The organism is Mycobacterium heckeshornense (assembly GCF_016592155.1).
GTDB classification, from domain to species: Bacteria; Actinomycetota; Actinomycetes; order Mycobacteriales; family Mycobacteriaceae; genus Mycobacterium; species Mycobacterium heckeshornense.
Map to the genome: position 1 here is coordinate 1,864,905 of NZ_AP024237.1, position 26,664 is coordinate 1,891,568.

The window sequence follows — 26,664 nt, forward strand, 5'->3', positions numbered from 1 at the left end:
CGCGTTTTTGGTTTTTGGCCTCAGGCCGCCATGCATCCGCCATACACCGCACGGTCGAAGCGGTCCAGCACCGTCGCGGCCACCAGTCGGTGTGCGCCCAGTGGAGCCGCCATCGAGATGCCGGCGGCACGCGCGAAATCGCTCACCCGGTCGGTTAACCGTCCCGGCGCCAAAAACCACGGCGCGATCACCAGCCGGCGCGCGCCGCGCCGGCGCAACTCAGTGGTGGCATCGGCCAGCGACCGGGGCCTGGTGGCGAACGCCGTCGCCGCACCCGCCCAGCGGGTGCCGGCTGCCAGCCTGGGCGCCACCGAAGCGGTGCGGACATTTGCGTCGCCGTGCGACGAGCCGATGGCCACCACCAGGACACCGATTTTCGTATCCAGCGGGGAAACCCCTATGTCGCTGAGTCTTTCGCGCAGCACCGCCAGCAGGCGACCGTCTTCGCCGAGTACATCTGCCTGGCGCACATCGGCGAAACCGGCGATTTGCCGCGGTATGTCGACGCGGGCGTGGTAGGCGTCGGCCAATAACAGCGGGCTGACAACCGCGCCCGGCGTCAGCACGTCGACCAGACGTGGTGTGTTGAGCTCGCAGAACGCCACCCGTACGTCCAGTCCGGGCCGCATGCGAGCGATGAGCCGCGCGAGTGCGCGCGCATTGGCGGCCGCGCGCGGGTCCGCGCTGCCGTGCGCAGTCAAGACGAGTGTGGTCACGATGCGTGCAGCCCGCATTCGACCTTGCCCGTCCCCTGCCAGCGCCCGCTTCGTGGGTCGGCCCCGTCGGCAGGCTTGGCGGTGCACGGAGCGCAGCCGATCGACGGATAGCCTTCGTAGACAAGGGGATTGACCAAGACATCGTTTTCCGCGATGTAGTCGGCCACGTCCTGGTCGGTCCAGGCCGCCAGCGGGTTGACCTTGACCAGCTTGAACTGCTCGTCGAAGCTGATCAATGGGGCGTTGGCCCGGGTCGGCGCCTCCACCCGACGCAGGCCGGTCACCCATGCCGCGTATCCGCGCAGCGCCTTGGACAGTGGGACGACCTTGCGCAGCCGGCAGCACTCGTTCGGGTCGCGCGCGAACAGGTTTTTGCCCAGCAGCTTGTCCTGCTCGGCCACGGTGTGCTCGGGGGTGATGTTGAGCACATGCACGTCGTAAACGGCCTCGACCGCATCGCGGGTGCCGATTGTTTCCACAAAGTGGTAGCCGGTGTCCAAGAACAGCACCGGCACACCCGGGCGGACCTTGGCGGCCAGATCCACCAGCACGGCGTCCTGCATGTTGGAGGCGACCACGTAGTTACAGGTCGCCCAGCCTCGGGGACCGTTGACGCCGCCGAAGGTCTCGTCGGTCCACTGCAGCAACTCGGTGGCGCTCGCGCCGTCCAATTCGGCCGCGCCGCGCGCCGCCAGCTCACGCAGCCGCGCCTCAGTCCATTTCGTCGGATCGCTCATCGCAGATCGTCCTCGTCGGCTCGCATAGCCCAGTGGGCGAACCGCTCACCGTCGTTGCGGTGCTTGATGAAATTGCGGACCACCCGATCGATGTAGTCGCCAAGCTCGTCGGCAGTCACCTTGTGCTGGCGAAGCTTTCGGCCGAACCCGCTGTCCGCACCGAGGCTGCCGCCCAGATGCACCTGAAATCCTTCGACCGATCCGCCGTGGCCGTCGTCGATCATCTGGCCCTTGAACCCGATGTCGGCGACCTGGATGCGCGCGCACGAATTCGGGCAGCCGTTGATGTTCACCGTGATCGGCACGTCGAGCTGGGCGTTGATATCCTCGAGCCGCTTTTCCAGTTCAGGCACCAAAAGCTGTGCACGACCTCGGGTTTCGGCAAACGACAGCTTGCAGAACTCGATCCCGCTGCACGCCATCAGGTTCCGGCGCCAGTGCGACGGCCGTGCCGGCAGCCCCAGCGCGTCCAGGACGGTGATGAGGTCGTCGAGCTTGTCGTCGGGCACGTCGAGGATGATCAGCTTCTGGTAGGCGGTGAACCGGGCCCGATCCGAGCCGGCCCGCTCCATAAGGTCGGCCACCGCCGACAGTTTGGTGCCGGTGACCCGCCCGGCGATCGGAGCGACCCCGACCGCATTGAGCCCGTTTTTCAGCCGCTGCACACCCACGTGGTCGATCGGGTGTGTGACCGGTTCGGGCGCCGGGCCGTCGACGAGCGGACGTTGGAGGTACTCCGTTTCCAGCACTTCACGGAACTTCGGTATGCCCCAGTCCTTGATCAGAAACTTCAGCCGGGCCTTGGAGCGCAGCCTCCGGTAGCCGTAGTCGCGGAAGATCGCCGTGACGGCTTCCCACACGTCGGGCACCTCGTCGAGCGGCACCCAAACACCGACCCGCTGGGCCAGCATTGGGTTGGTGGACAGCCCGCCACCCACCCACAAGTCAAGGCCAGGCCCGTGCTCGGGATGGCGTACCCCGATAAAAGAGACGTCGTTGATCTCGTGGGCGACATCCTGCAGACCCGACACCGCGGTCTTGTACTTGCGGGGCAGGTTGGCGTAGTCCGGGTTGCCGATGTAGCGGCGAACGATCTCCTGGAGCGCGGGGGTGGCATCGAGCACCTCGTCGAGCGATTCACCGGCCAGCGGCGAACCGAGCATGCCGCGCGGGCAGTCGCCGCAGGCCTCGGTGGTCTGCAAGCCGACCGCGGCCAGTCGCCGCCAGATCTCGGGAACGTTCTCGATTTCGATCCAGTGGTACTGCAGGTTCTCTCGGTCGGAGATGTCGGCGGTGTCGCGGGCGAACTCGGTCGAGATCTGGCCAAGGGTTCGGATGGCGGCGGCCGAGAGTGCCTTGCCGTCGGTGCGCACCCGCATCATGAAGTAGCGGGCTTCCAGCACATCGGCGTTGTCGTCGCCGGTCCAGGTGCCGTCGTAGCCTTCGGCACGCTGGGTGTAAAGGCCCAGCCAGCGGAACCGGCCACGCAACTCGGTCTTGTCGATGCTGTCGAATCCACGCTGGGCGTAGATGTTTTCGATGCGGACCCGCACGTTGAGCGGATCGTCGTCCTTCTTCAGCCGCTCGGTGGCATTGAGCGGCTCGTGATAGCCCAGCGCCCACTGGCCTTCACTACGGCCCTTAGGACGAGGGGGGCTGGGACGGGAAGTGGTCATTCGCGGGTTCTCCTTCGCGGAGGAGCCGGCATGGACCGCGCACATCACCGGAGGCTGTCCCGGCGGCGCAGATCCGGCGGCCAGCTGCAAGTACAGGCGGGCGGGTCTACGACATCAAGGCCGGACAGCGACAGCTGCAGACACGCTTGAGATCGACGTGCCGACGCACCACCAACGGAATGCGAAACAAGCTGCGATGGGCGACGGTCACCCAGCCATTGTGCCATACCCGGCGGCGACCCATGCGACCAGGTCGAACTTTTGCTCACGATGAGTAAAACTACCCGCGGTCCCTTAATGGCACGTAAACGCAGCCCGCGAATCTCCTGGCAGGATCGATGCCATGACGCAGTCGGCACCGGTTGGATTGCCCGCGGTGCGGTTGCGCCCGGATGCGCCGTTCGGGGTCTACGTGCACGTACCGTTTTGCTTGACTCGCTGCGGATACTGCGACTTCAACACCTATACCCCCGCCGAGCTGGGTGGGGTGAACCCGGACGCCTGGCTGGGCGTGTTGGCCCGCGAGCTGCAGTTGGCGGCCGCGCGACTGGGTGCTCCGGTGGCGGACACCGTCTTCGTCGGGGGTGGGACACCGTCGCTGTTAGGCAGTGAGCGACTGTGCGCGGTGCTTGAGCTGGTGCGCCAACAGTTCGGGCTGGCTCCGGGTGCCGAGGTCAGCACCGAGGCCAACCCCGAATCCACGTCGCCGGAGTTGTTCGACGCGCTGCGCAAAGCCGGCTACACCCGAATATCACTGGGCATGCAGTCGGTGTCGCCGCGGGTGTTGGCGACGCTGGACCGGGTGCACTCGCCCGGGCGGGCTGTGGCCGCTGCCCGCGAGGCATTAGACGCGGGCTTCGAACACGTCAACCTCGACCTGATCTACGGGACTCCCGGGGAATCCGACGACGATCTGCGGCGGTCGGTGGACGCGGCGGTCGAGGCAGGTGTCGATCACATCTCGGCCTACGCACTCGTCGTCGAAAAGGGCACCGCATTGGCTCGGCGGGTTCGCCGCGGCGAGCTGGCCGCGCCCGACGATGACGTCATCGCCCGTCGCTACGAAATCGTCGACGGGTTGCTGCAGGCAGCCGGTTTCGACTGGTATGAGGTCTCCAATTGGAGCCGTCCCGGCGGGCAGTGCCGGCACAACCTCGGCTACTGGGATGGTGGCCAATGGTGGGGCGCCGGGCCGGGGGCGCACAGCTATGTCGGTGCCACCCGATGGTGGAATGTCAAGCACCCCAACACCTATGCACAGTTGTTAGCTGGCGGGGCGCTACCGGTAGCAGGTTTCGAGCAACTCGACGCTGCTGCTTTGCACACCGAGGACGTGATGCTGAAAATCCGGCTGCGCCAAGGTCTGCCGCTAAGGCTGCTGCGCCCCGACGAACGGGAGCGGTCCGCGGTCGCCATCACAGACGGTCTAGTAACGAACGAGCGCGAACGGCTGGTCCTTACCGACCGCGGGCGGTTGTTGGCCGACGCGGTGATCCGGTCCTTGCTGGGTTAAAACCAAGATGGTGCCGGGCTAGTCCTGCCGTCGCAGCCGCACCAGAGTGCCGATCGCGTCACGCTCGGCGCCAGCGACCGGTCGTCGTGCTCGCTCCGCCCTTCCCATGGTGAGCCGCTCGCAACCAGCCAGATCGGCAACCACATCTTTCGGCGACAACAACACCGCGGGGATTCGGTGGTCCTCCGGTTCCCGGCGAGGGGTTAGTGCTGTGGTGACCTACCGCCAACAGCATGCCGCCTGGGGCTGGGGCGGCAGCCGCCTTTCGTAACGTGACACGGCACGCGCCTGGCTCCCGCTGCAGGTAGGCGACGACCACCGCGTCGAACGGTCCGGCGGGGGTGGATTGTTTACCGCGTCAGAGAGCTCGAACGTGACCCGGTCGACGATCCGTGCGCGACGCGCGAACTCAGTTGTGCGCTGTAATCCCGCCGCCGAGACGGCCCACCCCGATCACCTGCCAGCCCTGGCTGGCTAGCCAAAGTGCGTCAACACCTGCTGCAGCGGGTGGTGGCCTCTGTCTGGAGTCGGGCTCCAACCCAGTTCATCATACCCAGCTGGGTATGATGGCAGGGAATTTCTCCGGGTAATCTGCCGCTTGTATACCCATACAGGTATTCCTGTATGACGAGGAGGTAAAGTGTGGCAACCATCGATCTGACTGCCGGTAATTTCGACGACGTTGTCAACAGCCCCGGCATCGTGCTTGTCGACTTTTGGGCGGGGTGGTGCGGTCCCTGCCGAATGTTCGCACCGGTGTTTGCTCAAGCGTCCGAGCGGCACCCGGACATCACCTTCGCCAAGGTGGACACCGAGGCGCAGTCGGCACTGGCGCAGGCTTACCGGGTCATGTCCATCCCGACACTCATGGCAGTGCGCGACGGTGTCGTGGTCTACGCGCAGCCTGGCGCACTGTCTTCGCCGATGCTTGAGCAGCTGATCGAGAAGGTCCGCGCGTTGGACATGGATCAAGTACGCGCATCGCTGGCAGCGGGAGTGTCGTGAAATGGCCTGCACCGAGCGAGCAGCGCTGGGAATGCCGCATCCCCACGGGTGGCCGCTGGAGCGAGTGGTGAATCTCCTTGCGGGGCTTATGGTTGTCGTGAGTTTAGCTTTGGGGCGTAAGCATTCGGCCCGGTGGCGAATTCTCACTGGGGTTGTGGGGGCGAACCTAATGTTCAATGCGATGATTGGTTGGTGTCCAGGTAGCCTGCTACTACATCGGCTCGGTGTTCCTGGGGTGTTCCCGGTGAATGAGTCCGCCTTGTTTTAGAGTCCTGTGGCCCCGTGGATGGGGCTGGAAGGGATGATGAAACACATGGGTGGTCGGAAGCGGCATTCCGCGGAGGACATCGTGCGCAAGCTGCGCCGCGCGGACGAGCTGGCCGCGGCGGGCAAGACCGGTGAGGAGATCGCCGCCGAGCTGGAGGTGTCGGCGGCGACGCTGTACAACTGGCGCCGCACCTATGGCGGGATGGATATCGATGCCGCCAGGCAGCTCAAGGAGTTGCGGGAGCAGAACGCGCGGTTGAAGCGGCTTTTGGCCGAGGCGGAGTTGGAGAAGGATGCGTTGCGGGAGGTTGCGAAGGGAAAATTCTGAGCCCGGCCGCCAAGCGTCGCGCCGTGGACATGCTCAAAGAGGTGTTGAGCATGTCGGAGCGGTTGGCGTGCAAGGCGGTTGGGCTGGCTCGTTCTACCTACCGGCGCACTCCGGTCGCGGCGACCCCGGCCGACCCGGATGCCGATCTGCGGGTCTGGCTGCGCGCGTATGCCACCAAACATCCCTGCCATGGGTTTCGGCGCGCCTGGGCGGCGTTGCGCCACGATGAGGGCCGTGAGGTCAACAAAAGAAGGTCCACCGGCTGTGGCGTGAGGAAGGACTGCAGCGGCGGGCGTATTCGCCGCGTAAGCGCGCGGGGTGTCGTCGGCGCCGCAGGTCGTCGCGGACGCACCCAAGGTGGTGTGGGCGATCGATTTTCAGTTCGACTCCACCATCGACGGCAAGGCTGTCAAGATCGCGTCGATGGTCGACGAGCACACTCGCGAATCGCTGCTGAACATCGTGGAGCGCTCGATTACCGGCGAGCGTCTCGTCGATGAACTCGAGCGGGTGTTCGCCTCCGCCGGTGGACCGCCGCTGGTGCTGCGCATGGACAACGGCCCGGAGATGATTTCGCAAGCGTTGCAACAGTTTTGTGACGGCACAGTCGGATTGTCCTACATTCCACCCGGAGCGCCGTGGGACAACGCCTACATCGAATCGTTCAACAGCAGGCTCAGGAAGGAGTGCCTCAACCGCAACCACTGGACCAACCTGCTGGAGGCCCGAGTAGTCATCGGTGACTTCAAGCACGAACATAATCACCGGCATCGTCACTCCGCGCTGGGCTACCTCACCCCGGCCGAGTACGCTGCCCGATGCAGCCACACCCACACCCCTGTGGCCTGCGAAATCAACTGAATCCAGAACAACAAAACCCGACTCTAGAACCGGGTGGACTCAGTATCGGGGACTCGCCATTCCGACCGCGACCGAGCGTGCGCTAAATCCGAAAGTTGAAAGCCGCAAAGTTTGATCGCGGCTGCTAACGCCCGCTGAGAGGCGCCCCGATTGCCACCCATGGTCGGCAAACCGCCGACCATCGGTGGCCGATGGCCCAACTCGTGGCGGTCACGGCTTGCGGCAATCTTGACCGACTAGCGAACGTGGGCTTCGGCGCGCATACGCTCAATCATGTGAGGGTAGTGCATTTCGAAGGCGGGCCGTTCGGATCGGATGCGAGGCAGCTCGTAGAAATTGTGTCGGGGCGGTGGGCAGGTGGTGGCCCACTCCAGGGAGTTGCCGTAGCCCCATGGGTCATCGACGGTGACCGGTTCGCCATAGCGCCAGCTGCGAAACACGTTCCAGATGAACGGAAGCATCGAGGCGCCCAGCACCAACGCCCCGATGGTGGAAATGACATTGAGTGTGGTGAACCCGTCGGTGGGCAGATAGTCGGCATACCGGCGGGGCATGCCCCTATCACCGAGCCAGTGCTGCACCAAAAACGTGGTGTTAAAACCGATCAGCGTCAACCAAAAATGCAGTTTGCCGAGCCGCTCATCCAACATCCGCCCAGTCATCTTGGGAAACCAAAAGTAGCTGCCGGCGAAGGTGGCGAACACGATGGTGCCAAATAGCGTGTAGTGAAAGTGGGCGACCACGAAATAGGTGTCGGTGACGTGGAAGTCCAGCGGGGGGCTGGCCAGCAGCACACCGGTGAGGCCGCCGAGTAAAAAAGTCACCAGGAAACCGATCGAGAACAGCATCGGCGTCTCAAAGGTCAGTTGCCCCTTCCACATGGTGCCGGCCCAGTTGAAGAACTTGATCCCGGTGGGCACCGCGATCAGATACGAAGTGAACGAGAAAAACGGCAGCAGCACTGCACCGGTGGCAAACATGTGATGCGCCCACACCGTCATCGACAGTCCTGCAATACCGAGGGTGGCGTAGATCAGTGTGGTGTAGCCGAAGACGGGCTTGCGGGAAAAAACCGGCAAGATCTCGGTGATGATGCCAAAAAACGGCAGCGCCACGATGTAGACCTCGGGGTGACCGAAAAACCAGAACAGGTGCTGCCATAGGATGGTTCCACCGTTGGCCGGGTCATAGATGTGGCCGCCCAGATGCCGATCGTAGGCCAGCGCGAACAACGCGGCGGTCAGAGTCGGGAAGGCCAGCAACACCAGGATGCTGGTGACCAGGATGTTCCACGTGAAGATCGGCATGCGAAACATCGTCATGCCGGGTGCGCGCAAACACACCACGGTGGTGATCATGTTGACCGCGCCGAGGATGGTGCCCAAACCGGCCACGATTAACCCCAGGATCCACAAATCCCCTCCAGCACCGGGACTGTGCACGGCATCGCTTAACGGTGTGTAGGCGGTCCATCCGAAATCTGCCGCCCCGCCAGGGGTGATGAAGCCGGCGATCGTGATCAGCGCACCAAACAAAAACAACCAGTAGGACAACGCATTCAGCCGGGGGAACGCTACATCTGGGGCGCCGATCTGCAGTGGCAACACCAAATTGGCGAAACCGAACACGATCGGGGTGGCATACAGCAGCAGCATGATCGTGCCGTGCATGGTAAACAGCTGGTTGTACTGCTCGTTGGACAAAAACTGCAGCCCGGGGGCGGCTAACTCGGCGCGCATCAACAACGCCAACAAACCCCCGATGAAAAACAGCACGAAACAGGTCACCACATACATCAACCCGATCAACTTGTGGTCGGTCGTCGTGATCAACCGATACAGCAACGTCCCCTTCGGGCCCAGCCGGGCCGGAAACGGACGGCGAGCTTGCAGCGGTGTGAAAGTCGGTGCTTCAGCGGTCATGGCACCTCCCACATCGACAGTGGGTTGGCTTGAACGCAGTCCGGGTACTCAAGACGCTGGCCGTTGCGCGGCTAGTTTGTCTGAGCAGGCCTTCCGATAGCCGGCCTTTCATGGGCGTAGCCATCTTGTGTGCTCATAGGGGCCCAACAGGTCAAGGCGTCGCCACAATACGCTGGTGGGTAGGGCTTGGCTGCGATGACGCAGCACCGCTCGGTGTTGGCGTTGCCGGTTTACCCGCACGACAATGTCGATGTCGCCGGGTTGATGTCCGATAAACGAGCTGTTGTATTCGGTGTTGAGGGTCTCCGCGACGGTCGCGGGCAGTGTCCAGCCCAGCACGGGTAGGCCCAGCTTTGCCGCGGCCATACATGCCGCGGCCGTGGCTTGGCGGTGATCCGGATGCCCGGTGACGCCCGCCGGGTCGAACACCAGCAGCCCCCGCGCGTCGAGGCGCTGCGCCAGGACGATGACGTGCGTCGCCAATTCCTGAACCGGCATCCCGGGTAAGCATCCGTCTGGGTAGCTGTGTAAATCCACTGTGCCGACCCCGAGCTCCTCGCCGGCAGCAGCGATTTCGCGTGCCCGGATGTCGGCGAGATCACCGGAAACGCCATGCAGGGTGGACGCCTCGCCGCGGGTAAAGCACAACACCGCCAGCCGCGCGCCCTGCTCGCCGAAAGCCGCAAGCAGGCCACCCAAACCGAACGACTCGTCGTCGGGGTGGGCGACGACAGCAAGAACGCATCGCCAGGCAGGGAGCCGCCCCGTCGCCTGCGCACCGTCGCGGGTCATCGGATGAGAGGCCACCCGCGCCCCCGGCCGAGCGAAAGTCCTGACACTGTCATGCCTATCCTGTGCCGGAGTCGGAGAATTCACAAAAAGCCGCATAAGCCCGCGCCCCGTAGATGGTGGCCGGGCCGCCGTGCATCAGGATGCTGACCCCGATAGCTTCGGCCGCCTCCTGTTTGGTGGCACCGGCACGTGCGGCGCCGCGGGCGTGCGAGGCGATGCAGCCGTCGCAGCCGTGCACGACCCCGATTGCCATCGCGATGAGTTCTTTGACTTTGCGCTCCAGCGCACCCGATTCCAGTGCGGCGTTGCTCAGCTCGGCGAACCCGCGATAAACCTCCGGGATCATCTGCCGCAGCGCTCGATGTTGCGGGTTGAGGTCGGAGAGGACTTCGTGATGGTGCCCAGACATACCCTATAGGGTATCATGTCCAAGCGCGATAGCATACCCGCTGGGCACCACCTCCTTGAGCGGATCGGTGCTTGGCCAATGGGTGTCAACCGCCCGCATGCCGTACCGGAGGAGACTTGCCATGCTGAGATTTCTCACCCGAGCCTGGGTGCCTCTGATTGTCGTGGTGGCCGTAGTTCTCGGCGGTGTCGCGGTCATCCGACTGCGGGGCATTTTCGGCTCCGAGCAGATCTTTTCAGCGACCGGGCGAAGCGCCGAACCGCTGGCACCAGCGCATCGCAAACGGGTGACCTACGAGGTGTACGGCCCTGATGCAACAACCGGACACGTGAGCTACCTGAACGACCATGTCCGACCCGAGCGGACCAACTTCACCAGCCTGCCCTGGACCTACACGCTTGTCACGACAGCACCTGCGGTCATCGCCAACGTGGTGGCTCAAGGCGACAGCGATGCGATCGGCTGCCGCATCACCGTGGACGGCGAAGTCAAAGACGTCCAGTCCTCGGCCGGCCACCACGCTCAGGTGTCCTGCCTGGTGAAGGCCGCATGAACCACGAGAGCGATGCCGGCCCCGCATTCATGCGGTTCGTGCGCAGATTCGCTGTGCCCATTCTGGTGGCGTGGCTGCTGTTGACCCTCGCACTGAATGTTCTTGTGCCGCCGATCGAATCGGTCGCCAGACACCACGCGGTCACCATGTCGCCACAAGACGCACCAGCGATGATCGCTGCCAAGCGGATCGGCGCGACATTTCATGAATCGAACTCCGACAGCATCGCGATGGTGGTGCTGGACAGCTACACCAAACTGGGCGGTGCGGCGCACCGGTATTACGACGACCTGGTGAAAAAGCTGCAAGCTGACGCTCAGCACGTTCAGCACGTCCACGATGTCTGGGGCGATCCGCTCACTGCCGCCGGTGTCGAAAGCCGCGACGGCAAGGCCGCTTATGTGTTGCTCAATCTGGCCGGCGACCAGGGCAGCACGTTGGGAAATGCGTCTGTCCGAGCAGTTCGCGACATCGTGGATCACTCAACGCCGCCCAAGGGGCTCAAGGTGTATGTCACCGGCCCGGCGCCACTGACCACTGACATGAACGAGGCTGCGGACAAAAGCATGTTCAAAATGATGGGTGTAACGGGCGTGGTCATCATGATCATGCTGCTGGTCACCTACCGTTCCGTCAGCACCGTGCTGCTGGTTCTTGTCATGGTGGGCTTCGAAATGGGCACGGCCAGAGGTCTTGTCGCAACACTCGGCAATTACGGCCTGCTGGGATTTTCGACGTTCGTGGTGGCGATGCTTTCTTCGCTGGCAATCGCGGCGGGAACCGATTACGCGATCTTTTTGATCGGCCGCTACCACGAGGCGCGCCAAGCCGGCGAAGACCGGGAAACCGCCTACTACACGATGTTTCGCGGTACCTATCACGTCATCCTCGGCTCAGGACTGACCATCGCCGGCGCTACTTTCTGCCTGCACTTGGCGCGGTTGTCGTATTTCAAGGCGCTGGGGATTCCCTCGGCGCTCGGGCTGCTGGTGGTGATCGCGGGCGCGTTGACCGCCGCACCGGCCGTCGTGGTGTTGGCCAGCAGATTCGGTCTGCTGGAGCCCAAGCGGATGACCAAAACCCGGGGATGGCGCCGCGTCGGCACCGCCGCCGTGCGCTGGCCGGGAGCCGTGTTCGCAGCGTCGCTAGTCATTACGATTGTCGGTATTTTGATCATGCCAGGCATGAAAATCAGCTACAACGACCGCTTCTACATACCCCGCAACCTGCCCTCGAATGTCGGATATGCGGCCGCCGAGCATCATTTCAGCGCTGCCACCATGAATCCCGATATCCTCATGATCGAAAGCGATCATGATATGCGCGATAGCGCCGACATGATCATCTTGGACAGGATTGCCAAAGATGTCTTTCGCGCACCGGGTGTCGCGATGGTGCAAAGCATCACCCGGCCGTTGGGCGGCCCCATCGAACACACGTCGATACCCTTCCAAATCAGTGCCTCGTCGATTCCCGTCCGAGAGAATCTCCAGTTCATGCGGGACCGGATGGACGACATGCTCAAAATGAGTGGCGATCTCGGCGCCATGATCGCCGCGATGGAGCGCATGTACAGTCTGATGCGCCGCATGTCCGACACTACTCATCACATGAGCAGCGACATGAAGCAACTGAAGGTCACTGTTGACGAGATGAGGGATCGCCTGGCCGATTTCGATGATTTTGCCCGGCCGCTGCACAGCTACGTCTACTGGGAAAACCACTGCTTCAACATCCCCGCCTGCTGGGCGACCAGATCAGTTTTCGACGCGCTCGACGATGTCGACAAGTTCAGCGAGAACATGGACGCGCTGCTTAACGACGTGGATGGCATCGATGCCGTCGTTCCCCAAATGCTGCAACAGTTTCCGCCGATCATCGCGGTCTCGAAGGTCATGCGCGAAACCCTGCTGACCATGCACAGTAGTTTCGCGGGTCTGGTCAACCAGATATCACGCATGACCGACACGGCAAGCGCGATGGGTGAGGCGTTCGACGCCGCTAAAAGCGGCGACTATTTCTACTTGCCCCCGGAGGCATTTGACAACCCGGATTTTCAGCGCGGTCTCAAACTTTTCCTGTCGCCGGACGGCCACGCTGCGCGCTTCATCATCACCCACGACACCGACCCGGCAACTCCGGCCGGCATTGCGGCGGTGATGCCGGAGCTGGCTGCTGCGCATCAGGCGGTGAAGGGAACGGCGCTGACCGACGCCAAGTTTTACCTCACCGGCACAGCGGCCATCTACCGCGATATCCAATCCGGCGCCCACTACGACCTGCTGATCGTGGGAATCGCCGCGCTGACACTGATTTTCGTGGTCATGCTGATCATCACCCGCGCCCTGGTTGCTTCGGCGGTGATCGTCGGCACGGTGCTGCTGTCACTGGGAGCCGCGTTCGGGCTTTCGGTGCTGGTCTGGCAACACCTGATCGGATCGGACCTGAACTGGATCGCGCCGGTGTTCGGCTTGATCATCCTGCTCGCCGTCGGCTCCGACTACAACTTGCTGCTGGTCTCGCGGTTCCAGGAGGAAATAGGCGCTGGGCTAAAGACCGGCATCATCCGCTCCGTCGGTGAAACCGGCCAAGTGGTCACCGCGGCAGGTCTGGTGTTCGCCTTCACGATGATGTCCATGGTCGCCAGCGACCTGCGTTCGATCGGCCAGGCGGGCAGCACAATTGGCCTTGGCCTGTTGTTCGACACGCTGGTTGTCCGTTCGCTGATGACGCCGTCTGTTGCAGCGCTGCTCGGGCGCTGGTTCTGGTGGCCGCTTCGGGTGCGACGGCGCCCGGCCAGCATGATGCTTCGGCCCCACGGCCCGCGCCGGACGGTGCGTTCCCTGCTGTTGAAAGAGGACATGGCCGTGTAATTTTCTGGCCGTCAATCCCCGGCTGGTTCATGCCAGCGACAGGAACAGCTTCTCCAGTTCGTCTTCGCTTAACGGGGTGCCGAGTTCGCCGGTAGCCCCAGTGATGCACTGGCGCATGCCGGTTGCGACGATCTTGAAACCGGCGCGGTCCAGCGCGCGGGAGACCGCAGCCAGTTGCGTGACAACATCCTTGCAGTCGCGGCCGGATTCGATCATGGAAATGACCCCGGCGAGTTGGCCCTGGGCGCGGCGCAATCGTTTGAGCACCAACTCCATTGCTTTGGTATCAGTGGTCGCCATGATTGTCGGTGTCCTTTCTTCCAACGATGATGGACGCCACCAGCGCCACGGTCGTCGGTTGACGGCGATCGCCGCAGCACATCAGCGGTTTTCGGATGCGGCAGCCCGTGGCGGGCCCTGGTAGGGGCGCTGCAGCACGGCGAATCCCGGAGTGGACGCGGCGGTCAGCACGGCGTCAAGCAACGTCACACCGTCATCTCGACCGGGAACACTGGTCAGCACCGGTCCGAAGAAACCCCGACCGTTGACCACGATGATCGGGCTTCCCGCACTGCCTCCCAGCGCGTCCTGACTACGGCGGTGCGTAATTCGTACATCCTCGTCCCATGCCGGATTGTCGAGTGCGTCAACCAGAGTCGTGCCGACCTTGGTTGCGGCCAGCGCCTCGGTGAGGACGGTTTCATCCGATGGCTTGGCCGCGTCATACATCAGAGTGCCGAAAGCGTCGTAGAGGTTCGCAAAGGCCTCGGGGCCACCCCGGGCGGTCACGGCGGCGAAAACTCGCCCCAGACGACGTGACCATGCCAACTTGTTCCGCTGATGTGAGTCGACGTCTTTTCCTTCGTTGAGGATCGCCAGGCTCATCTGGCGCAGTGTGCAGGTGCGGCCCGTCGCGGTGGCCGCCTGCTGTAACCAGCGCCAGGTCACCCACGAAAACGGGCATATCGGGTCCAGGTAGAGTTCGATCGCGCTCAACGCAATTCCTTGGCCAGGGTGTCGATCGCTTCGCGCAGCAATCGGGTTGCCTGCTCGGCCACCGGGGTCAGCGCCGGTTCGGCGACCACCTGCACCATCACCTGCGGGTCCATCGCCTCGATGTGCACTGTCGCCGGGTTTTGTGCGTCCTCGCGGACCACGACGTTGCAGGGCAGCAGCAGCCCAACCTGCTTGTCCGCATTCAGCGCACGGTGGGCCAGCTGGGGATTACAGGATCCCAGGATCAGGTAGCGCTCCATCGACTCGCCGAGCTTTTCCTTGAGGGTCGCCTGCACATCGATCTCGGTTAGCACGCCGAAGCCATTGTCTTTCAAGACTTCCCGCGTCTTGGCGACAACCTTGTCGAAGCCAACGCCAGTGGTCGAGGTGCTTATCGCGATGGACATGGTTTTCCCTCCGTCGGGGACCTCATATACCCGCACCGGTATACGATACGAGTCTAACCGATACCGGTGTGGGTATACAACCCTGCGGTGTAGCCGACGGCAGCTGGCTCAGCCCTCGATTCCGGTCGACGGGCGCGGGTGGCGGGATTAGGTCACCGGAAAGTGTTGGGTGACGACGCGGGCGATCTCGATGTAGAGCGGGATTCCGATCGTGACGTTGTAGGAAAACGTCAAGCCCAACGATGCGGCCAGCGGAAGGGTCGGGCTGGCCTCAGGGATCGCGAGCCGCTGGACCGCGGGCACGGCGATGTAGGACGCGGCACCACACAGCACCGCGAACAAGATGTAGGTGCCCGGCTTGAAGTGGAAGTGGGTCAGATGCGCGTAAGCGTGGGCGGTGATAATCCCCAGCGTCGCAAACAGGTTCGGAGCCAGCAGACCAAACACGATGAAGCCGGGGCCGGCGGTCTTCAGGTCCTTCAGGCGCCGTGAGGCGGTCATACCCATCTCGAGCAGGAACAGGCAGAGCACGCCCTGAAAGGCGGTCACGAAGACGCTGTCGTCGTCGTGCACGACCTTCGGGCCCTGCAACCGGCTGATCAGCCCGATGGCGATCCCGCCGAAGAGCAGGTACAGGCCCGGGTTGAGCAAGACCTCTCGCAGCAGCTGGACCGTCCCAGTGCGCCGGTCGTTCTCGGCGTCGGGATGCTCGCGCAGTTCCAGCGCGAGTTCCTGCTCGATTCCGGCTTGCGGTTCGCTCGCCAGCTGCGCCCCCGGAGCCGGCCGAGTAGCCGCGCCCGGCCCGACTCTCACAGGCGTATATCCGGGTTCGCCCGGCATGTTCCCCGCCGCGTCCATCCCCTTGTGCCGCAGTCGCGCCGCGAGGAAGAGCGCCACCAGACAGCCGGGTGTCTCCATGACGGCCAGCATGACCGGCATAAAGCCGTTGAAGGCCATCCCCACGGTCGCGAGCACCCCGATGCAGGTGGCGAAGGTGCCCGCCGAGTCCGATCCGTAATAGCCGGCGACCGTGGCTTTGTCGATCCGCCGCATTTTGGTCATGCGGGTCAGCAGCAGATAGGCCAGCAGCCCGATCACGAAGTTCAAGACGAAGCCCAAGACGATGAAGCCGACGATGTTGCCGATGCTTGACGCGTGGATGGTGGCGAGCTCTTCGCCGCCATGCCAGCCGATCGCCAGCAGCAGGTACATCGTCAGCCCCTGGTAGATCACGTAGGGGAATTCGAACTCGACCTTCAGCAGCGGAATCAGGAACCCGAGATAGAAGAACAGCAGCAGCGGTTTGAACAGGTTGTGCGTGAAGTTGTGCCAGAACTCCAAGAGCATGCGGCGTCTCCCTCATTCAGCGCTGCGGACGCGGCTCAAACATATCGGCGTCGATGCCGACTGGCGACTCGGGGCGCAGCACTGCCATGGCATTGGCAGACAACCCACAGGTTCAACGAGTCGCTAACGCGATGCCGGCACCAGCGCCGGCCTGACGCCGACGGCACCCTTGACGCGGTGGGTCACCGACGCCCAGACCGAAGGTGAGTAGTGGGTGGTGACCTCATCGAAGCCGTCGACACGTGACACGGTCAGCACGCCGGTCTCTTGGTTGATCGTGAGCTGGTCGCCTTCGTTTGCGTGGATCTCTTCGCCGTCGAGGAGCCGGATGATGAACATGCTGGCTGCCCTTTCTGTCGTGCTCTTCGTGGGATCCGCAAACCGGGTTGCGATCTTACGGAGCGCCGTGTGCGCCAACACAGCTCTTAGGCGGCTGGCACGTAAACGTTTCGGAAACGCCGGATGGCGGGTGATCACCACGGTGACCGTCCCCTCGGCGGGGACGGGAGACTCACCCATTGCTTGATAGGTTAGGCTACATTTACTAACCGTGACCGAGGTCGGTGTCGAGACAAGCTCCGCAGCCGCCGCGTCACTGTCGATCCGGTTGCCCGCCGACATTGACCCGGCCGACCTGGCAGCCCAGCTGGCGGTGGCGCTGCCCGAATGCGACGGCGAAGACTACCTGCTCTACGAGCACGACGGGCAATGGGTGCTGGCGTGCGGCGTGCTGTCCCTGGTCGAGCTCGACAGCGACGAGCTGCGCGTCGTCCGCGACGGCGTCACCCGGCGCCAACCGTGGTCCGGGTCGCCGGGACGGGTGCTCGGCGACGCGATCGACCGGCTGCTGCTGGAAACCGACCACGCCTTTGGCTGGATTGCTTTCGAATTCGGGGCCTATCGTTTCGGACTGCAGCAGCGGTTGGCGCCGCATACTCCGCTTGCGCGGGTGTTTTGGCCGCGGACCCGAATCGTGGTCACCAGCGACGGGGTCGACTTACACGGCGCCGAAGACCGCCAGCAGCAGGCCGTACACCGGTTGCTTAGCGACGGTGTGCCGGGGCTGCCGAGCGCCTCACCGGTCGAGGTGACCGTCGACACCGCGGGCTATCGCGCTCGGGTCGCACAGGCTATCGACGAGATCGTTTCCGGCCGGTATCACAAGGTGATCTTGTCGCGTTGCGTCGACGTACCGTTCGAGCTGGATTTTCCGTCCACCTATCGGTTGGGCCGCAGACACAACACCCCGGTACGTTCGTTTTTGTTGCGGCTGGGCGGTTTTCGCGCCCTTGGCTACAGTCCGGAACTGGTTGCCTCCGTGCGCCGCGACGGTGTGGTGATCACTGAGCCGCTGGCGGGCACGCGGGCGCTGGGCCGGGGGGAGCTGCACGACCGGAAAGCTCGCGACGACTTGGAGTCGAATTCTAAAGAGATTGTGGAGCATGCGATTTCGGTGCGCGGCTCGCTGCGGGAGATCGCGGAGATCGCCGAGCCCGGCAGCGCGGCGGTCACCGACTTCATGACGGTTCGCGAGCGCGGCAGCGTGCAGCACCTGGGCTCGACCGTCAGTGCCCGCCTCCACGCGTCGAAAGACCGGATGGATGCCCTGGAGGCGTTGTTTCCCGCCGTCACCGCGTCCGGAATTCCCAAGGCCGCCGGTGTCGACGCGATCTTGCGTCTCGACGAGAGCCCGCGCGGGTTGTATTCCGGTGCAGTGGTCATGTTTTCGGCTGACGGTGGACTGGATGCCGCGCTGACACTGCGGGCGGTCTTCGAGCACGACGGTCATACCTGGCTGCGCGCTGGGGCCGGCATCATCGGCGCGTCGGATCCCGACCGCGAATTCGAGGAGACCTGCGAGAAGCTGACCACGCTGGCGCCGTATTTGGTCGCGCGCCGCTAGTTTCGCGATACCTGCCGTCAGCGGATCGGGAAGTGCTGTGTGACGGCGCGCGCGATCTCGATATAGACCGGTATTCCTATGGTGACGTTGTACGAGAACGTCAAGCCTAGTGATGCTGCGAGCGGCAACGTGGGGCTTGCCTCCGGAATCGCGAGCCGCTGCACCGCGGGCACCGCGATATACGATGCTGCCCCGCACAGCACCGCGAAGAGGATGTAGCTTCCCGGCGCGAAATGCGTGTGGGTGAGGTGTGCATAACTGTGCGCGACCACGATGCCCAGCGTCGCGAAAAGGTTGGGCGCCAACAGTCCGAACACGATGTAGCCGCGGCCGGCGGTTTTGAGGTCGGGTAAGTGGCGAGATGCCGTCATCCCCATCTCGAGCAGGAACAAGCATAGGATGCCCTGGAAGGCCGTTACGAAGACGGGGTCGTCGTCGTGGATCACCTTTTGTCCTTGCAGCCCGCCGATGAAGCCGATGGCGATGCCGCCGAACAGCAGGTAAAGCCCCGGGTTGAGTATGACTTCGCGCACCAGCGTGGCCGCGGCAACATGTGACGTGGCACCGGTTCGCGCCTTGCCAGATTCGCGTTTCTCCAACCGGATTTCTAATGCCGGCTCGACCGGTTGGTCCTGGGTCATGAGGTCGCGGCCGTCGGCCGGCTTGGTCGCCGCGCCCGGGCCGAGCTTCGCCGGTCGCCGATAGCCAGGCTCGTCGGGCATGTTGCCGGCGGCATCCATGCCCCGGTGGCGCAGCCGTGTCACCAGATACAGCGCAACCAGGCAGCCAGGGATCTCCATCACGGCCAGCATGACGGGCATGTAGCCGTCGTAAGCCATCCCCGCTGCCGCAAGGATGCCCACGCAGGTGGCGAAGGTGCCGGCCGAATCCGATCCGTAATAACCGGCGACCGTCGCCCGGTCAATCCGGCGCATCGACGTCATGCGGGTCAACAGCTGGTAGGCGAGGATGCCGATCACGAAGTTCAGCGCGAAGCCGACCACCATGAATCCCACGACGCTGCCGATGCTCGACGGCTTGATGGTGGCGAGTTGTTCACCGCCATGCCAGCCGATGGCCAGCAGCAGATACATCGTCAGGCCCTGATAGATCACATACGGGAACTCGAACTTCACTTTCAGCAACGGAATCAGGAACCCGAGATAAAAGAACAGCAACAGCGGCTTGAACAGGTTGTGTCGGAAGTTCTCCCAGAATTCCAGCAGCATAAACTCGTCCCCTGCCTCGATAATTCGGCCATACCAAGCTTGGCCGCCTCACGAGACGGGCCATGTGAACGCGCCGAAAATGTCCGGTTACCGGGCGCTCACATGGTCAAAACGGCGGTGGTTCGTGGGGTCAGCGAGGGCGCCGTGCGGGTGTGGCGGCCGTGGTGGTTTGGGTTGCTAGTTCGCTTCGGCTTCAGGCGAACTCGCCAGGTAGTCCGCGAGAATGCGGCTGACCAACGACTCGATCGTGGATTCGATCGAGGACGCGAGGGTGGCGGCGACCGAGGCGACGGCCTGGGTGCGAAACCGCACCAGCATGGTGATCAGTTCGGCGATTTCGGTGTCGGGCGGCAGTGGCTCGCCGGGTTTGATGCGGTTGGCGACGTGCTCGGCGCCGGCGCGCACCAGCATCTCGCTGATCTGGTCGGTCAGCGGAACGATCTGCTCATGCAGGTCGATCAGCTTGTCCATGGTGACGCCATAGCCGCGGATCTCGTTGAAAGCCTCGATCAATTTGGGCCGGATGATGATGGCCTGCAAGCCCTCGACGCGGATCACGCCTAACTTCACCAGTCGGTCGAACGCGCCCGGTTCGCCGATCAGTCGGCGAGCATCGGCGAGCGGCACGGTCTGGGGCTTCTCGGCGGCCCAGGTGCCCACGATCGCGGACTCCAGGCCTAAAACGTCGCCGAGATTCTTGCCGTTTTCCCAGGCGCTGAGCATCTCCCGCACGTGTGCGATGGTGTATCCGCGGTCGAGCATCGAGGTGATCAAGCGCAGCCGGGTCAGATGCGTGTCGTTATACAGCGCGATCCGACCGACCCGCAGCGGTGGATGCAACAGGCCACGGTCGCGATACACCCTGATATTGCGTGTGGTGGTGCCGGCCAGGCGGGCCAGATCGTCGATGCGGTATTCGCCGGACACGGGCAGACCATGCGGATGTCGCACCGCGGCATCGAAGAGCTGTGACACCGCGGATTCGATGAACTCCCGCGACTGTCGCCGCACCCGCCCGGGCGCGCGCCGCAGGTTGGTCAGCACCCCGGCGATACTGCCGGTTTCTGCCCGTGGCGGTCGGTCGGCGGCCATCGTCAATCAGGCCGATGAGCTCATGCCGACGTCGGCGGGGTGTGTAACCGCGTGGTAGTCGGCGAGCCGGAAATCGCGCATCTGCCGAAGATACTGGGTGGCAAAACCCGGATACATCGAGGCGTTGAACCCGTCCTTGGTCAGATACCAGCTCCGGCAGCCCGACATCCACGTCGTCCTGGCCAGCCGCTTCTGGATGAGCTGGTTGTGCCGGCGCTGCACGTCGGCGCGCACGTCGAGGTAGCGGAGATTTCGGTCGAGGATCGTGGTAATGCCGCGCACCGCGTAGTCGAGCTGGCCTTCGATGTAGACCAGCAGCGAGTTGTGCCCGGGCCCGGAATTGGGTCCGGTCATGATGAACAGGTTCGGATACCCGTGCACGTTGATGCTCTTGTAGGCCTGCGCACCGTCGGCCCATTCGGCGTTAAGCGAGCGACCACCGAGCCCAGTAACCGGAAACGGGGGTCCGGTCAGGTGCACGTCGTAACCGGTGGCGAAAACGATGCAGTCCAAATGGTGTTCGATGCCGTCGCTGGTGCGGATGCCTGCAGGGCTCAAAGTGGCGATTGGCCAGTCGATGAGCTTGCAGTTGGGGCGCTGCAGCGCAGGGTAGTAGTCGCTGGATACCAGCATGCGTTTGCAGCCGGGAACGAAGTCGGGTGTCAGCTGCCGGCGCAGCCACGGATCTTTGACCGTCAGCCGCAGATGCGCCTTGCCCAACCGCGCCACCAGCGAGGTCAGCGGCGTATTCCACACCAGTGCGGTGGCGCTGGCCTCGTGGCCCCAGAACAACGCGTGCCGAGCAAGTTGTTGTGCCACAGGAACTTTTGCGAAGAGCTCTTGCACCGGTCGTGGTGTGGGGAAGTCCAGGCGGGGCAGCACCCAGCCCGGGGTGCGCTGGAACACCTTGACGAACTGTGCCTGCTTGACAAGTTCCGGGATGATCTGGATGGCGCTGGCCCCGGTGCCGATGACGCCGACTCGCTTGCCGGTGAAGTCATAGCCGTGGTCCCAGCGTGCACTGTGAATCTTGCGGCCGGCGTAGGAATTGATGCCGCGGATGTCGGGGAAGCTGGCGTCGGACAAAGGACCGGATGCCAGCACGACGGTGCGCGCGCGAAACCGCTTGCCGTTGCTCGTGGTCGCGGTCCAGACACCGGTGGTCTCGTCGAATGTCAGCCCGTTGACGTTGTGACCGAACCGGATATGGCGACGCACATCAAACCGGGTGGCCATGTCCTCGATATGCCGGCAGATCTCGTCGGCGGGGGAGTAGGTCCGCGACCAGGTGGGATTTCTCACGAACGAATACGAATACAGCAGCGACGGGATGTCGCAGCTGGCACCCGGATACGTGGTATCGCGCCAGGTGCCACCGACCCGGTCACTGCGCTCCAGGATGGCTACATCGTCAACACCGGCTTGGAGCAGCTTGATCGCAGCGCCCAGGCCGGTGAAGCCGGCCCCGACGATCAATGTCGGATGAACATGACTGCGCGCCATCAGTTTACGCTGCCGGTTCGTAGGTGAGCTCGTTGAACCAGCTGGGCACCGGTTTGAGCAACCGTCTGGGATAGAACTCGGATAGCCACACCATCGAATTGGCCACCAGGTGATATGGGTGGCGCGGGTTGACCACCATCGCGGCGTGCCGCTTGAGCACCTGGTATGTCGGTACTCGCCGGGTGCACTCGCCGCGCTCGCCGAGCTGCTTGAACCGCTTGACCGCGTTGTAGAGCCGTTCCGGCTCCATCCCCATGTCGGCGAGCTCATTGCGTACCCGGTTGAGCAGCGGCAGATACATCAGTGCGCCGATAATCAACCCGGGTGAGGCGACGTTGCCGACGAACTCGATGGCCAGTTTGCGAGCCTTGGCATGGCCGATCATGTTGAGCACTTCGAAATCGACGGCAAGATGCCGGGACTCGTCGTTGTTGATTTTTTCGAACACCTGATGGCACACCGGGTCGTCGACCTCGTCGAGAAGGAATTTCAGCAGCGCCCCGTCCAGGGCGACCTCCAGCATCGGGATGACAGTACCCAGGATCGACAGCGACATGCCGTCGGCATAGGTGTCCAGCCATTGCATCGCCAGCCGGATGTTGACGTTGGGTTGCGGCATTTCGCCGTCGTCGAGCATTCCCCAGCGCTTCATCAGTGCCAGTTCGGCGTTGGCGTGGCGTTGCTCCTCGGCGTGGAAATAGCGGTAGATCTCGGCGATGGTCGGCGTAGGCGCCTTTTTGGCCAACGCCGCGAACCCGCGCGCGCCGATGTTCTCGATCCAGCACAGGTCGGCCATGAAAGCCTTCAGCCTCGGCCGGAAGTCGTCGTCGATCGTCTCGGCGCCCGGGGCGTCCCAGTCGATGTCGGCGAGCGCCCACTGCCGGTCTTTGATCTTGGCGAGCATAGCGTCCATGTCGATCGTCATCTGCGCGACTCCTCAACCTGTTCCCTAATCCCAGTGCGGGGTAACCCGAGATACCACGCCGATCGTGCGGGTATAGGCCGTCGGCGCTAAACGTTTGATGTTCCAGCCGATCTTTGCGTCGAGTTGCGGCATGCAGTACAGGTCGCCGCGGTCGTTGGCATCCAGGCATGCCCGTGCCACCCGGTCGGGCGAAATTCCGGTCCAGCGCATCAATTTCGACGCAAGCTCGGCGCTTTCGGGGCTGATGCGCCCGGAGTCGACGATGTTGGTCTTGACGAATGTCGGGCACAACACCGTGACAGTGATTCCGGTGCCGGACAATTCGGCGGCCAGGGTTTCGGACAGCGACAGCACACCCGCCTTGCTGACGTTGTAGGCGGCCATGCCGGGTGCTGCGCCGAAAGCCGCCGCCGAGGCAACGTTGATGATGCCGCGTGGGGGAGCGGAAGACCCCGCCTCACGCAGGATCGGTGTGAATACGTGGCAGCCGTGAATGGGCCCCCACAGGTTGACGCCCAGCGTCCAGCGCCAATCCTCCAGGGGGGCTTCGCCGATGGGCGTGCCGCCGGCCCCGACACCGGCATTGTTGACCACCAGTGTGGGGGCAGCCGCGAACCAGGACCGGGACTGGTCGGCGAGTTGCCGCACGTCGTCGACGTTGGATACGTCGCAGCGGACGGCGACGGCTTTACCGCCTTGGCCGGCGATGGTTTCGACGGTCATGGCGGCCGCGGCTTCGTCGATGTCGCTGCAGACCACTGCACCGCCGCGGCGCGCCAGTTCGACGGCGAATGCCGCGCCGATGCCGCTGCCGGCACCGGTCACCACTGCCGACGCCCCGTAGCTCGTCTTCTTTTTGTTGAACAGCCCGAGCACTCCTAGCCCGCCTTCCCGGCTGCGCGTAGCTCGGTGGCGCCCAATGCATTTGTGATGAACCGTGCCGCATAGGCCATCGCCTTGGCGGCTTCCGGGGAGACGCGCGGCAACGCCTGGAAGACGTGCACCTGGTCGGGCCAGACCTGCAGCTCGCACCTTCCGCCGGCCGCACGGATGTCGCTGGCCAGGCGGCGCGCGTCCTCGGCGAGAATCTCGGCCCCGCCCGCTTGGATCAGGGTCGAGGGCAGCGCCGGTCCGCCGACGACATCGAGCGTGAGCCGCGGATGGGCGGGATCGACTCCGCGAGTGTACAGTCCGACCAGCCGGGCGGCATCGGAGACGCGGATCGCCGGATCGCGGCGGCGCTGCTCGCAGCGGGCGGCGAGGCGAAACGTCAGGTCGACCAGCGGGGAGAACAACACCAGCGCCGCCGGTTGCGCCGCGGTGACGTCGGGCTGCAACAGCAGGTCGACCGCCAAATACCCGCCCGCCGAATCACCAACGACCACAAGCCTTTCCGGCGCCAGGCCAGCCCCTGTCAGCAGCCAGTCCCAGCCGGCGCGCACGTCGTCGGCGGCGGTGGGAAAGCGATACCGGGGGGCCAGCCGGTAGTCGACACAAAACACCGGCAAGCCGGTCAGTTTCGACAGCCACGACGTCAACCGTCGGTGCGTGCGCGGCGAGCACATCGCAAAGCCACTGCCGTGCAGGAAGTAGACGGCCGCGTCGGCCCGCTGCGCGCCCGGCCCCAGCACCCATTCGCCGACGACCCGGCGTCCGTCGGCAAGCGTCGAGTCGACCGATTCGACACGGGTGCCCGCCAGGGAGGGCCCGAAGGCGTCCATGATCCGCGCGACGATCTGACGCGAGATCCACAGACCCCAGGCTCGTTCGGGCGGGAGCAGCGCGCTGATCTGTCGCAAGGTCAGCGCGCTGAGCGCGGCTGCACTGCGTGACCGCAGCGACCCCCGGGCGGGAACTCCGTCACCCATGCGACTGAGTCAACCGCAAATGGTGACATTAGTCAATGGCAGTTTTTCGCGTCGACACGGCCCTAAAGCGGGTGCCGCTCGGCGGCCAGCCGGGCGATCGCCGACTTGTCGATCTTGCCGACCGCGGTGGTGGGCAGCGCCGCCAGCGGAACCAAGATGTCGGGGCGGGCGTGCACAGCCACCCCACGCTGGTCGAGGTAGCGGTTCAGCTCCGCCAGCGTCACCGGCTGTCCTACGAAAACGACTGCAGCGCAGATCTTTTCACCGAGATAGCGGTCCGGTACTGGCGCCGCCGCAGCCGAGGCGATCGCCGGGTGGCTGAGCAGATGCTCTTCTACCTCCTGCGCGGCAATGGTTTCTCCGCCACGGTGGATCACGTCTTTGACGCGGCCGGTCACCTGCAGGTAGCCGTTGGGCAGGAGGCGGACCACATCCCCGGTGCGGTAGAAGCCGTCGGCGTCGAAGCAGTGCTGATTGTCATGCTCGGCGCGGAAGTAGCCGTTGAGCGTGTAGGGTCCCCGCACCACCAACTCGCCTTCGGCGCCGGGTGCAACCGGGTGGCCGGCGCCGTCGACAACGCGCAGCTCGTCGTCGTCGCACAGCGGTCGTCCTTGCGTGTGGTCGAGGATTTCGGGCGGGTCGTCGAGGCGGGTATAGCTCAGCAACCCTTCGGCCATCCCGTATACCTGCTGCAGCCCCGGTGTCAACGCCTCGCGGATCCGGCGGGCCTCCCCGGCGTCCAGCCTGGCGCCGCCAACTTGCAAGAGCCGCAGCGTTTTCGGCGTCACCGGCTCCCATTCACACGCATGGGCCCACAGCGTGGCCAAGGCCGGCACCAGGGCCGTCACAGTGACGCCGTGGCGGGCGATAACGGCGAAGGCCGACTCGGGACTGGGGTCGGTAGTGAATACCGTGGTGGCCCCGGCCGTCATCGCCCCGAGCAAGCCGGGGCAGGCCAGCGCAAAGTTGTGCGCCGCCGGCAACACCACCAGATAGACGTCGTCGGCGGTCAGCCGGCAGACCGCGGCACTGGCCGCGGCGTTGTACACGTAGTCGTCGTGGGTGCGCGGAATGAGTTTGGGCAGCCCGGTTGTGCCGCCGGACACCAGCAGCAAGGCCGGAGACCCCGTGTCCACTTCGGGCATCGGCGGCGCCGGCGCCGATGCGCTACACACCCGTGACCACGACTCGAAGGGCCCGGGTTCGCCGTCGACGACGACGTGCCGCAGGGTGGGATGATCGCGCACAACCGTGTCGGCCATCGAGCGGTAGTCGAATCCGTTTGCGGCATCGGCGATAAGCAATGCCCGGGCCGTGCTGACCGCGGCGAAATGCCCTATTTCGGCGGCGCGGTGCCCCGGCAGGCACAGCACCGGAAGTGCGCCGGCCCGCAGCAGCCCGAACAGCGCCACCGCGAACGCTGCGGTGTTGGGAAACTGCAGCAGCACCCGATCACCGGCCGCAATGCCGAGTGCTCGCAGCCCCGCGGCCGCATGATCGGCCCGGGCGTCAAGCTCGGCGAAGCTCAGGCACCGGCCGGCGCCGTCGGCGTCGAGCACCGCCGGGCGATCGGGCCACCGCCGCGCGGCACCGGTCAGGATCGAATCGACAGTCCGCCCGGTCCAGTAACCGGCAGACCGGTATCGCTCGGCCCGGTCAGCGGGGAACGGCACGAAACCTTCCAGGTCCACCAGCGTGAGTCTCTCTCGTCAGACGCGGCGTCGGGGTCGTGCGGGATGCCC

The 26,664-nt window shown here is 64.3% G+C and carries 24 protein-coding genes and 1 pseudogene; 7 read left to right on the forward strand and 18 right to left on the reverse strand.

Annotation, left to right across the window (positions count from 1 at the left end):
* Window positions 1-20: 20 nt before the first annotated feature.
* Genes MHEC_RS08970 through MHEC_RS08980 form a run of 3 tightly spaced genes read right to left on the reverse strand, consistent with a single transcriptional unit; the run spans window position 21 to window position 3,129 of the window.
* Window positions 21-716, reverse strand: coding sequence for a sirohydrochlorin chelatase (locus MHEC_RS08970; RefSeq protein WP_048893331.1), 696 nt, complete (start codon window positions 714-716; stop codon window positions 21-23).
* Window positions 713-1,453 carry a phosphoadenylyl-sulfate reductase gene (locus MHEC_RS08975; protein ID WP_048893314.1) on the reverse strand — a complete coding sequence of 247 codons (741 nt, stop codon included), beginning with the start codon at window positions 1,451-1,453 and terminating at the stop codon, window positions 713-715. The genes MHEC_RS08970 and MHEC_RS08975 overlap by 4 nt, the downstream gene beginning before the upstream one ends.
* Window positions 1,450-3,129, reverse strand: coding sequence for a nitrite/sulfite reductase (locus tag MHEC_RS08980; protein ID WP_048893313.1), 1,680 nt, complete (start codon window positions 3,127-3,129; stop codon window positions 1,450-1,452). The genes MHEC_RS08975 and MHEC_RS08980 overlap by 4 nt, the downstream gene beginning before the upstream one ends.
* 343 nt (window positions 3,130-3,472) lie before the next feature.
* On the opposite strand from MHEC_RS08980, the gene hemW reads away from it, so the two are divergent.
* The 4 genes and pseudogenes from hemW to MHEC_RS09000 all read left to right on the forward strand — a co-directional run bounded on the left by hemW (window position 3,473) and on the right by MHEC_RS09000 (window position 7,103).
* Window positions 3,473-4,642 carry a radical SAM family heme chaperone HemW gene (gene hemW / locus MHEC_RS08985; protein ID WP_048893852.1) on the forward strand — a complete coding sequence of 390 codons (1,170 nt, stop codon included), beginning with the start codon at window positions 3,473-3,475 and terminating at the stop codon, window positions 4,640-4,642.
* A gap of 642 nt (window positions 4,643-5,284) precedes the next feature.
* A complete protein-coding gene (trxA, locus tag MHEC_RS08990; RefSeq protein ID WP_048893851.1) occupies window positions 5,285-5,647 on the forward strand; it encodes a thioredoxin in 363 nt (120 codons plus the stop codon).
* Window positions 5,648-5,678: 31 nt separating this feature from the next.
* Window positions 5,679-5,915, forward strand: a complete 237-nt coding sequence (locus MHEC_RS08995; protein ID WP_099868874.1) for a YgaP family membrane protein — start codon at window positions 5,679-5,681, stop codon at window positions 5,913-5,915.
* A gap of 45 nt (window positions 5,916-5,960) precedes the next feature.
* Window positions 5,961-7,103, forward strand: a pseudogene (locus tag MHEC_RS09000) (IS3 family transposase).
* 236 nt (window positions 7,104-7,339) lie between these two features.
* Here MHEC_RS09000 and ctaD read toward each other — a convergent pair.
* The 3 genes from ctaD to MHEC_RS09015 form a co-directional block, all read right to left on the reverse strand.
* Window positions 7,340-9,025 carry an aa3-type cytochrome oxidase subunit I gene (gene ctaD, locus MHEC_RS09005; RefSeq protein WP_048890725.1) on the reverse strand — a complete coding sequence of 562 codons (1,686 nt, stop codon included), beginning with the start codon at window positions 9,023-9,025 and terminating at the stop codon, window positions 7,340-7,342.
* A 108-nt stretch (window positions 9,026-9,133) separates the two neighbouring features.
* Window positions 9,134-9,817 (reverse strand): PIG-L deacetylase family protein, encoded by a 684-nt coding sequence (locus MHEC_RS09010; RefSeq protein ID WP_048890724.1) that lies wholly within the window; start codon window positions 9,815-9,817, stop codon window positions 9,134-9,136.
* Window positions 9,818-9,872: 55 nt separating this feature from the next.
* Window positions 9,873-10,226: a carboxymuconolactone decarboxylase family protein gene (locus MHEC_RS09015; RefSeq protein ID WP_048890723.1), complete on the reverse strand. Its 354-nt coding sequence runs from the start codon at window positions 10,224-10,226 to the stop codon at window positions 9,873-9,875.
* 121 nt (window positions 10,227-10,347) lie between these two features.
* Between MHEC_RS09015 and MHEC_RS09020 the strand changes: the two genes are divergently transcribed.
* Together MHEC_RS09020 and MHEC_RS09025 are read left to right on the forward strand one after the other, a co-directional pair.
* Window positions 10,348-10,779, forward strand: a complete 432-nt coding sequence (locus MHEC_RS09020) for an MmpS family transport accessory protein (protein ID WP_048890722.1) — start codon at window positions 10,348-10,350, stop codon at window positions 10,777-10,779.
* Complete coding sequence (locus tag MHEC_RS09025; protein ID WP_048890721.1) at window positions 10,776-13,652, forward strand: MMPL/RND family transporter; 2,877 nt, start codon at window positions 10,776-10,778, stop codon at window positions 13,650-13,652. Before MHEC_RS09020 ends, MHEC_RS09025 begins: the two co-directional genes overlap by 4 nt.
* Window positions 13,653-13,679: 27 nt before the next feature.
* Here MHEC_RS09025 and MHEC_RS09030 read toward each other — a convergent pair whose 3' ends face one another.
* The 5 genes from MHEC_RS09030 to MHEC_RS09050 all read right to left on the reverse strand — a co-directional run bounded on the left by MHEC_RS09030 (window position 13,680) and on the right by MHEC_RS09050 (window position 16,741).
* On the reverse strand, window positions 13,680-13,952 hold the full coding sequence (locus MHEC_RS09030; protein WP_048890720.1) for a metal-sensitive transcriptional regulator: 273 nt from the start codon (window positions 13,950-13,952) through the stop codon (window positions 13,680-13,682).
* An 81-nt stretch (window positions 13,953-14,033) separates the two neighbouring features.
* Window positions 14,034-14,648, reverse strand: coding sequence for a mycothiol-dependent nitroreductase Rv2466c family protein (locus tag MHEC_RS09035; RefSeq protein ID WP_048890719.1), 615 nt, complete (start codon window positions 14,646-14,648; stop codon window positions 14,034-14,036).
* Complete coding sequence (locus tag MHEC_RS09040; RefSeq protein ID WP_048890755.1) at window positions 14,645-15,055, reverse strand: DUF302 domain-containing protein; 411 nt, start codon at window positions 15,053-15,055, stop codon at window positions 14,645-14,647. Before MHEC_RS09040 ends, MHEC_RS09035 begins: the two co-directional genes overlap by 4 nt.
* 147 nt (window positions 15,056-15,202) lie before the next feature.
* On the reverse strand, window positions 15,203-16,402 hold the full coding sequence (locus MHEC_RS09045) for a sodium-dependent bicarbonate transport family permease (protein ID WP_048890718.1): 1,200 nt from the start codon (window positions 16,400-16,402) through the stop codon (window positions 15,203-15,205).
* Between the two features lie 123 nt (window positions 16,403-16,525).
* Window positions 16,526-16,741 carry a hypothetical protein gene (locus tag MHEC_RS09050; protein WP_048890754.1) on the reverse strand — a complete coding sequence of 72 codons (216 nt, stop codon included), beginning with the start codon at window positions 16,739-16,741 and terminating at the stop codon, window positions 16,526-16,528.
* Window positions 16,742-16,952: 211 nt separating this feature from the next.
* On the opposite strand from MHEC_RS09050, the gene MHEC_RS09055 reads away from it, so the two are divergent.
* On the forward strand, window positions 16,953-18,305 hold the full coding sequence (locus tag MHEC_RS09055) for a salicylate synthase (RefSeq protein ID WP_048890717.1): 1,353 nt from the start codon (window positions 16,953-16,955) through the stop codon (window positions 18,303-18,305).
* A 17-nt stretch (window positions 18,306-18,322) separates the two neighbouring features.
* On the opposite strand, the gene MHEC_RS09060 is transcribed toward MHEC_RS09055, so the two are convergent.
* The 7 genes from MHEC_RS09060 to MHEC_RS09090 all read right to left on the reverse strand — a co-directional run bounded on the left by MHEC_RS09060 (window position 18,323) and on the right by MHEC_RS09090 (window position 26,613).
* Window positions 18,323-19,534 carry a sodium-dependent bicarbonate transport family permease gene (locus MHEC_RS09060; protein ID WP_048890716.1) on the reverse strand — a complete coding sequence of 404 codons (1,212 nt, stop codon included), beginning with the start codon at window positions 19,532-19,534 and terminating at the stop codon, window positions 18,323-18,325.
* Between the two features lie 177 nt (window positions 19,535-19,711).
* Entirely contained in the window at window positions 19,712-20,626 is a 915-nt protein-coding gene (locus MHEC_RS09065) for a MerR family transcriptional regulator (protein ID WP_048890715.1), read from the reverse strand.
* A gap of 6 nt (window positions 20,627-20,632) precedes the next feature.
* Window positions 20,633-22,129: a flavin-containing monooxygenase gene (locus MHEC_RS09070; RefSeq protein WP_048890714.1), complete on the reverse strand. Its 1,497-nt coding sequence runs from the start codon at window positions 22,127-22,129 to the stop codon at window positions 20,633-20,635.
* A gap of 4 nt (window positions 22,130-22,133) precedes the next feature.
* Window positions 22,134-23,054 carry a reductase gene (locus MHEC_RS09075; RefSeq protein WP_048890713.1) on the reverse strand — a complete coding sequence of 307 codons (921 nt, stop codon included), beginning with the start codon at window positions 23,052-23,054 and terminating at the stop codon, window positions 22,134-22,136.
* Between the two features lie 24 nt (window positions 23,055-23,078).
* The gene (locus MHEC_RS09080) at window positions 23,079-23,930 is read right to left on the reverse strand and encodes an SDR family NAD(P)-dependent oxidoreductase (protein WP_048890712.1); all 852 of its coding nucleotides are present in this window, start codon (window positions 23,928-23,930) and stop codon (window positions 23,079-23,081) included.
* Window positions 23,931-23,932: 2 nt separating this feature from the next.
* Window positions 23,933-24,922, reverse strand: coding sequence for an alpha/beta hydrolase (locus MHEC_RS09085; RefSeq protein WP_048890711.1), 990 nt, complete (start codon window positions 24,920-24,922; stop codon window positions 23,933-23,935).
* Between the two features lie 62 nt (window positions 24,923-24,984).
* The gene (locus tag MHEC_RS09090) at window positions 24,985-26,613 is read right to left on the reverse strand and encodes a (2,3-dihydroxybenzoyl)adenylate synthase (protein ID WP_048890710.1); all 1,629 of its coding nucleotides are present in this window, start codon (window positions 26,611-26,613) and stop codon (window positions 24,985-24,987) included.
* Window positions 26,614-26,664 lie beyond the last annotated feature (51 nt).

Coding starts and splice junctions, on each gene's coding strand:
- MHEC_RS09025 (WP_048890721.1), top strand. CDS start 10,776: ATGAACCACGAGAGCGATGCCGGCCCCGCATTCATGCGGTTCGTGCGC.
- MHEC_RS09050 (WP_048890754.1), bottom strand. CDS start 16,741: ATGTTCATCATCCGGCTCCTCGACGGCGAAGAGATCCACGCAAACGAA.
- ctaD (WP_048890725.1), bottom strand. CDS start 9,025: ATGACCGCTGAAGCACCGACTTTCACACCGCTGCAAGCTCGCCGTCCG.
- MHEC_RS09010 (WP_048890724.1), bottom strand. CDS start 9,817: ATGACCCGCGACGGTGCGCAGGCGACGGGGCGGCTCCCTGCCTGGCGA.
- MHEC_RS09020 (WP_048890722.1), top strand. CDS start 10,348: ATGCTGAGATTTCTCACCCGAGCCTGGGTGCCTCTGATTGTCGTGGTG.
- MHEC_RS09075 (WP_048890713.1), bottom strand. CDS start 23,054: ATGACGATCGACATGGACGCTATGCTCGCCAAGATCAAAGACCGGCAG.
- MHEC_RS09060 (WP_048890716.1), bottom strand. CDS start 19,534: ATGCTGCTGGAATTCTGGGAGAACTTCCGACACAACCTGTTCAAGCCG.
- MHEC_RS09045 (WP_048890718.1), bottom strand. CDS start 16,402: ATGCTCTTGGAGTTCTGGCACAACTTCACGCACAACCTGTTCAAACCG.
- MHEC_RS08995 (WP_099868874.1), top strand. CDS start 5,679: ATGCCGCATCCCCACGGGTGGCCGCTGGAGCGAGTGGTGAATCTCCTT.
- MHEC_RS09015 (WP_048890723.1), bottom strand. CDS start 10,226: ATGTCTGGGCACCATCACGAAGTCCTCTCCGACCTCAACCCGCAACAT.
- MHEC_RS08980 (WP_048893313.1), bottom strand. CDS start 3,129: ATGACCACTTCCCGTCCCAGCCCCCCTCGTCCTAAGGGCCGTAGTGAA.
- MHEC_RS09030 (WP_048890720.1), bottom strand. CDS start 13,952: ATGGCGACCACTGATACCAAAGCAATGGAGTTGGTGCTCAAACGATTG.
- hemW (WP_048893852.1), top strand. CDS start 3,473: ATGACGCAGTCGGCACCGGTTGGATTGCCCGCGGTGCGGTTGCGCCCG.
- MHEC_RS09085 (WP_048890711.1), bottom strand. CDS start 24,922: ATGGGTGACGGAGTTCCCGCCCGGGGGTCGCTGCGGTCACGCAGTGCA.
- MHEC_RS09070 (WP_048890714.1), bottom strand. CDS start 22,129: ATGGCGCGCAGTCATGTTCATCCGACATTGATCGTCGGGGCCGGCTTC.
- MHEC_RS08975 (WP_048893314.1), bottom strand. CDS start 1,453: ATGAGCGATCCGACGAAATGGACTGAGGCGCGGCTGCGTGAGCTGGCG.
- MHEC_RS09040 (WP_048890755.1), bottom strand. CDS start 15,055: ATGTCCATCGCGATAAGCACCTCGACCACTGGCGTTGGCTTCGACAAG.
- MHEC_RS09065 (WP_048890715.1), bottom strand. CDS start 20,626: ATGGCCGCCGACCGACCGCCACGGGCAGAAACCGGCAGTATCGCCGGG.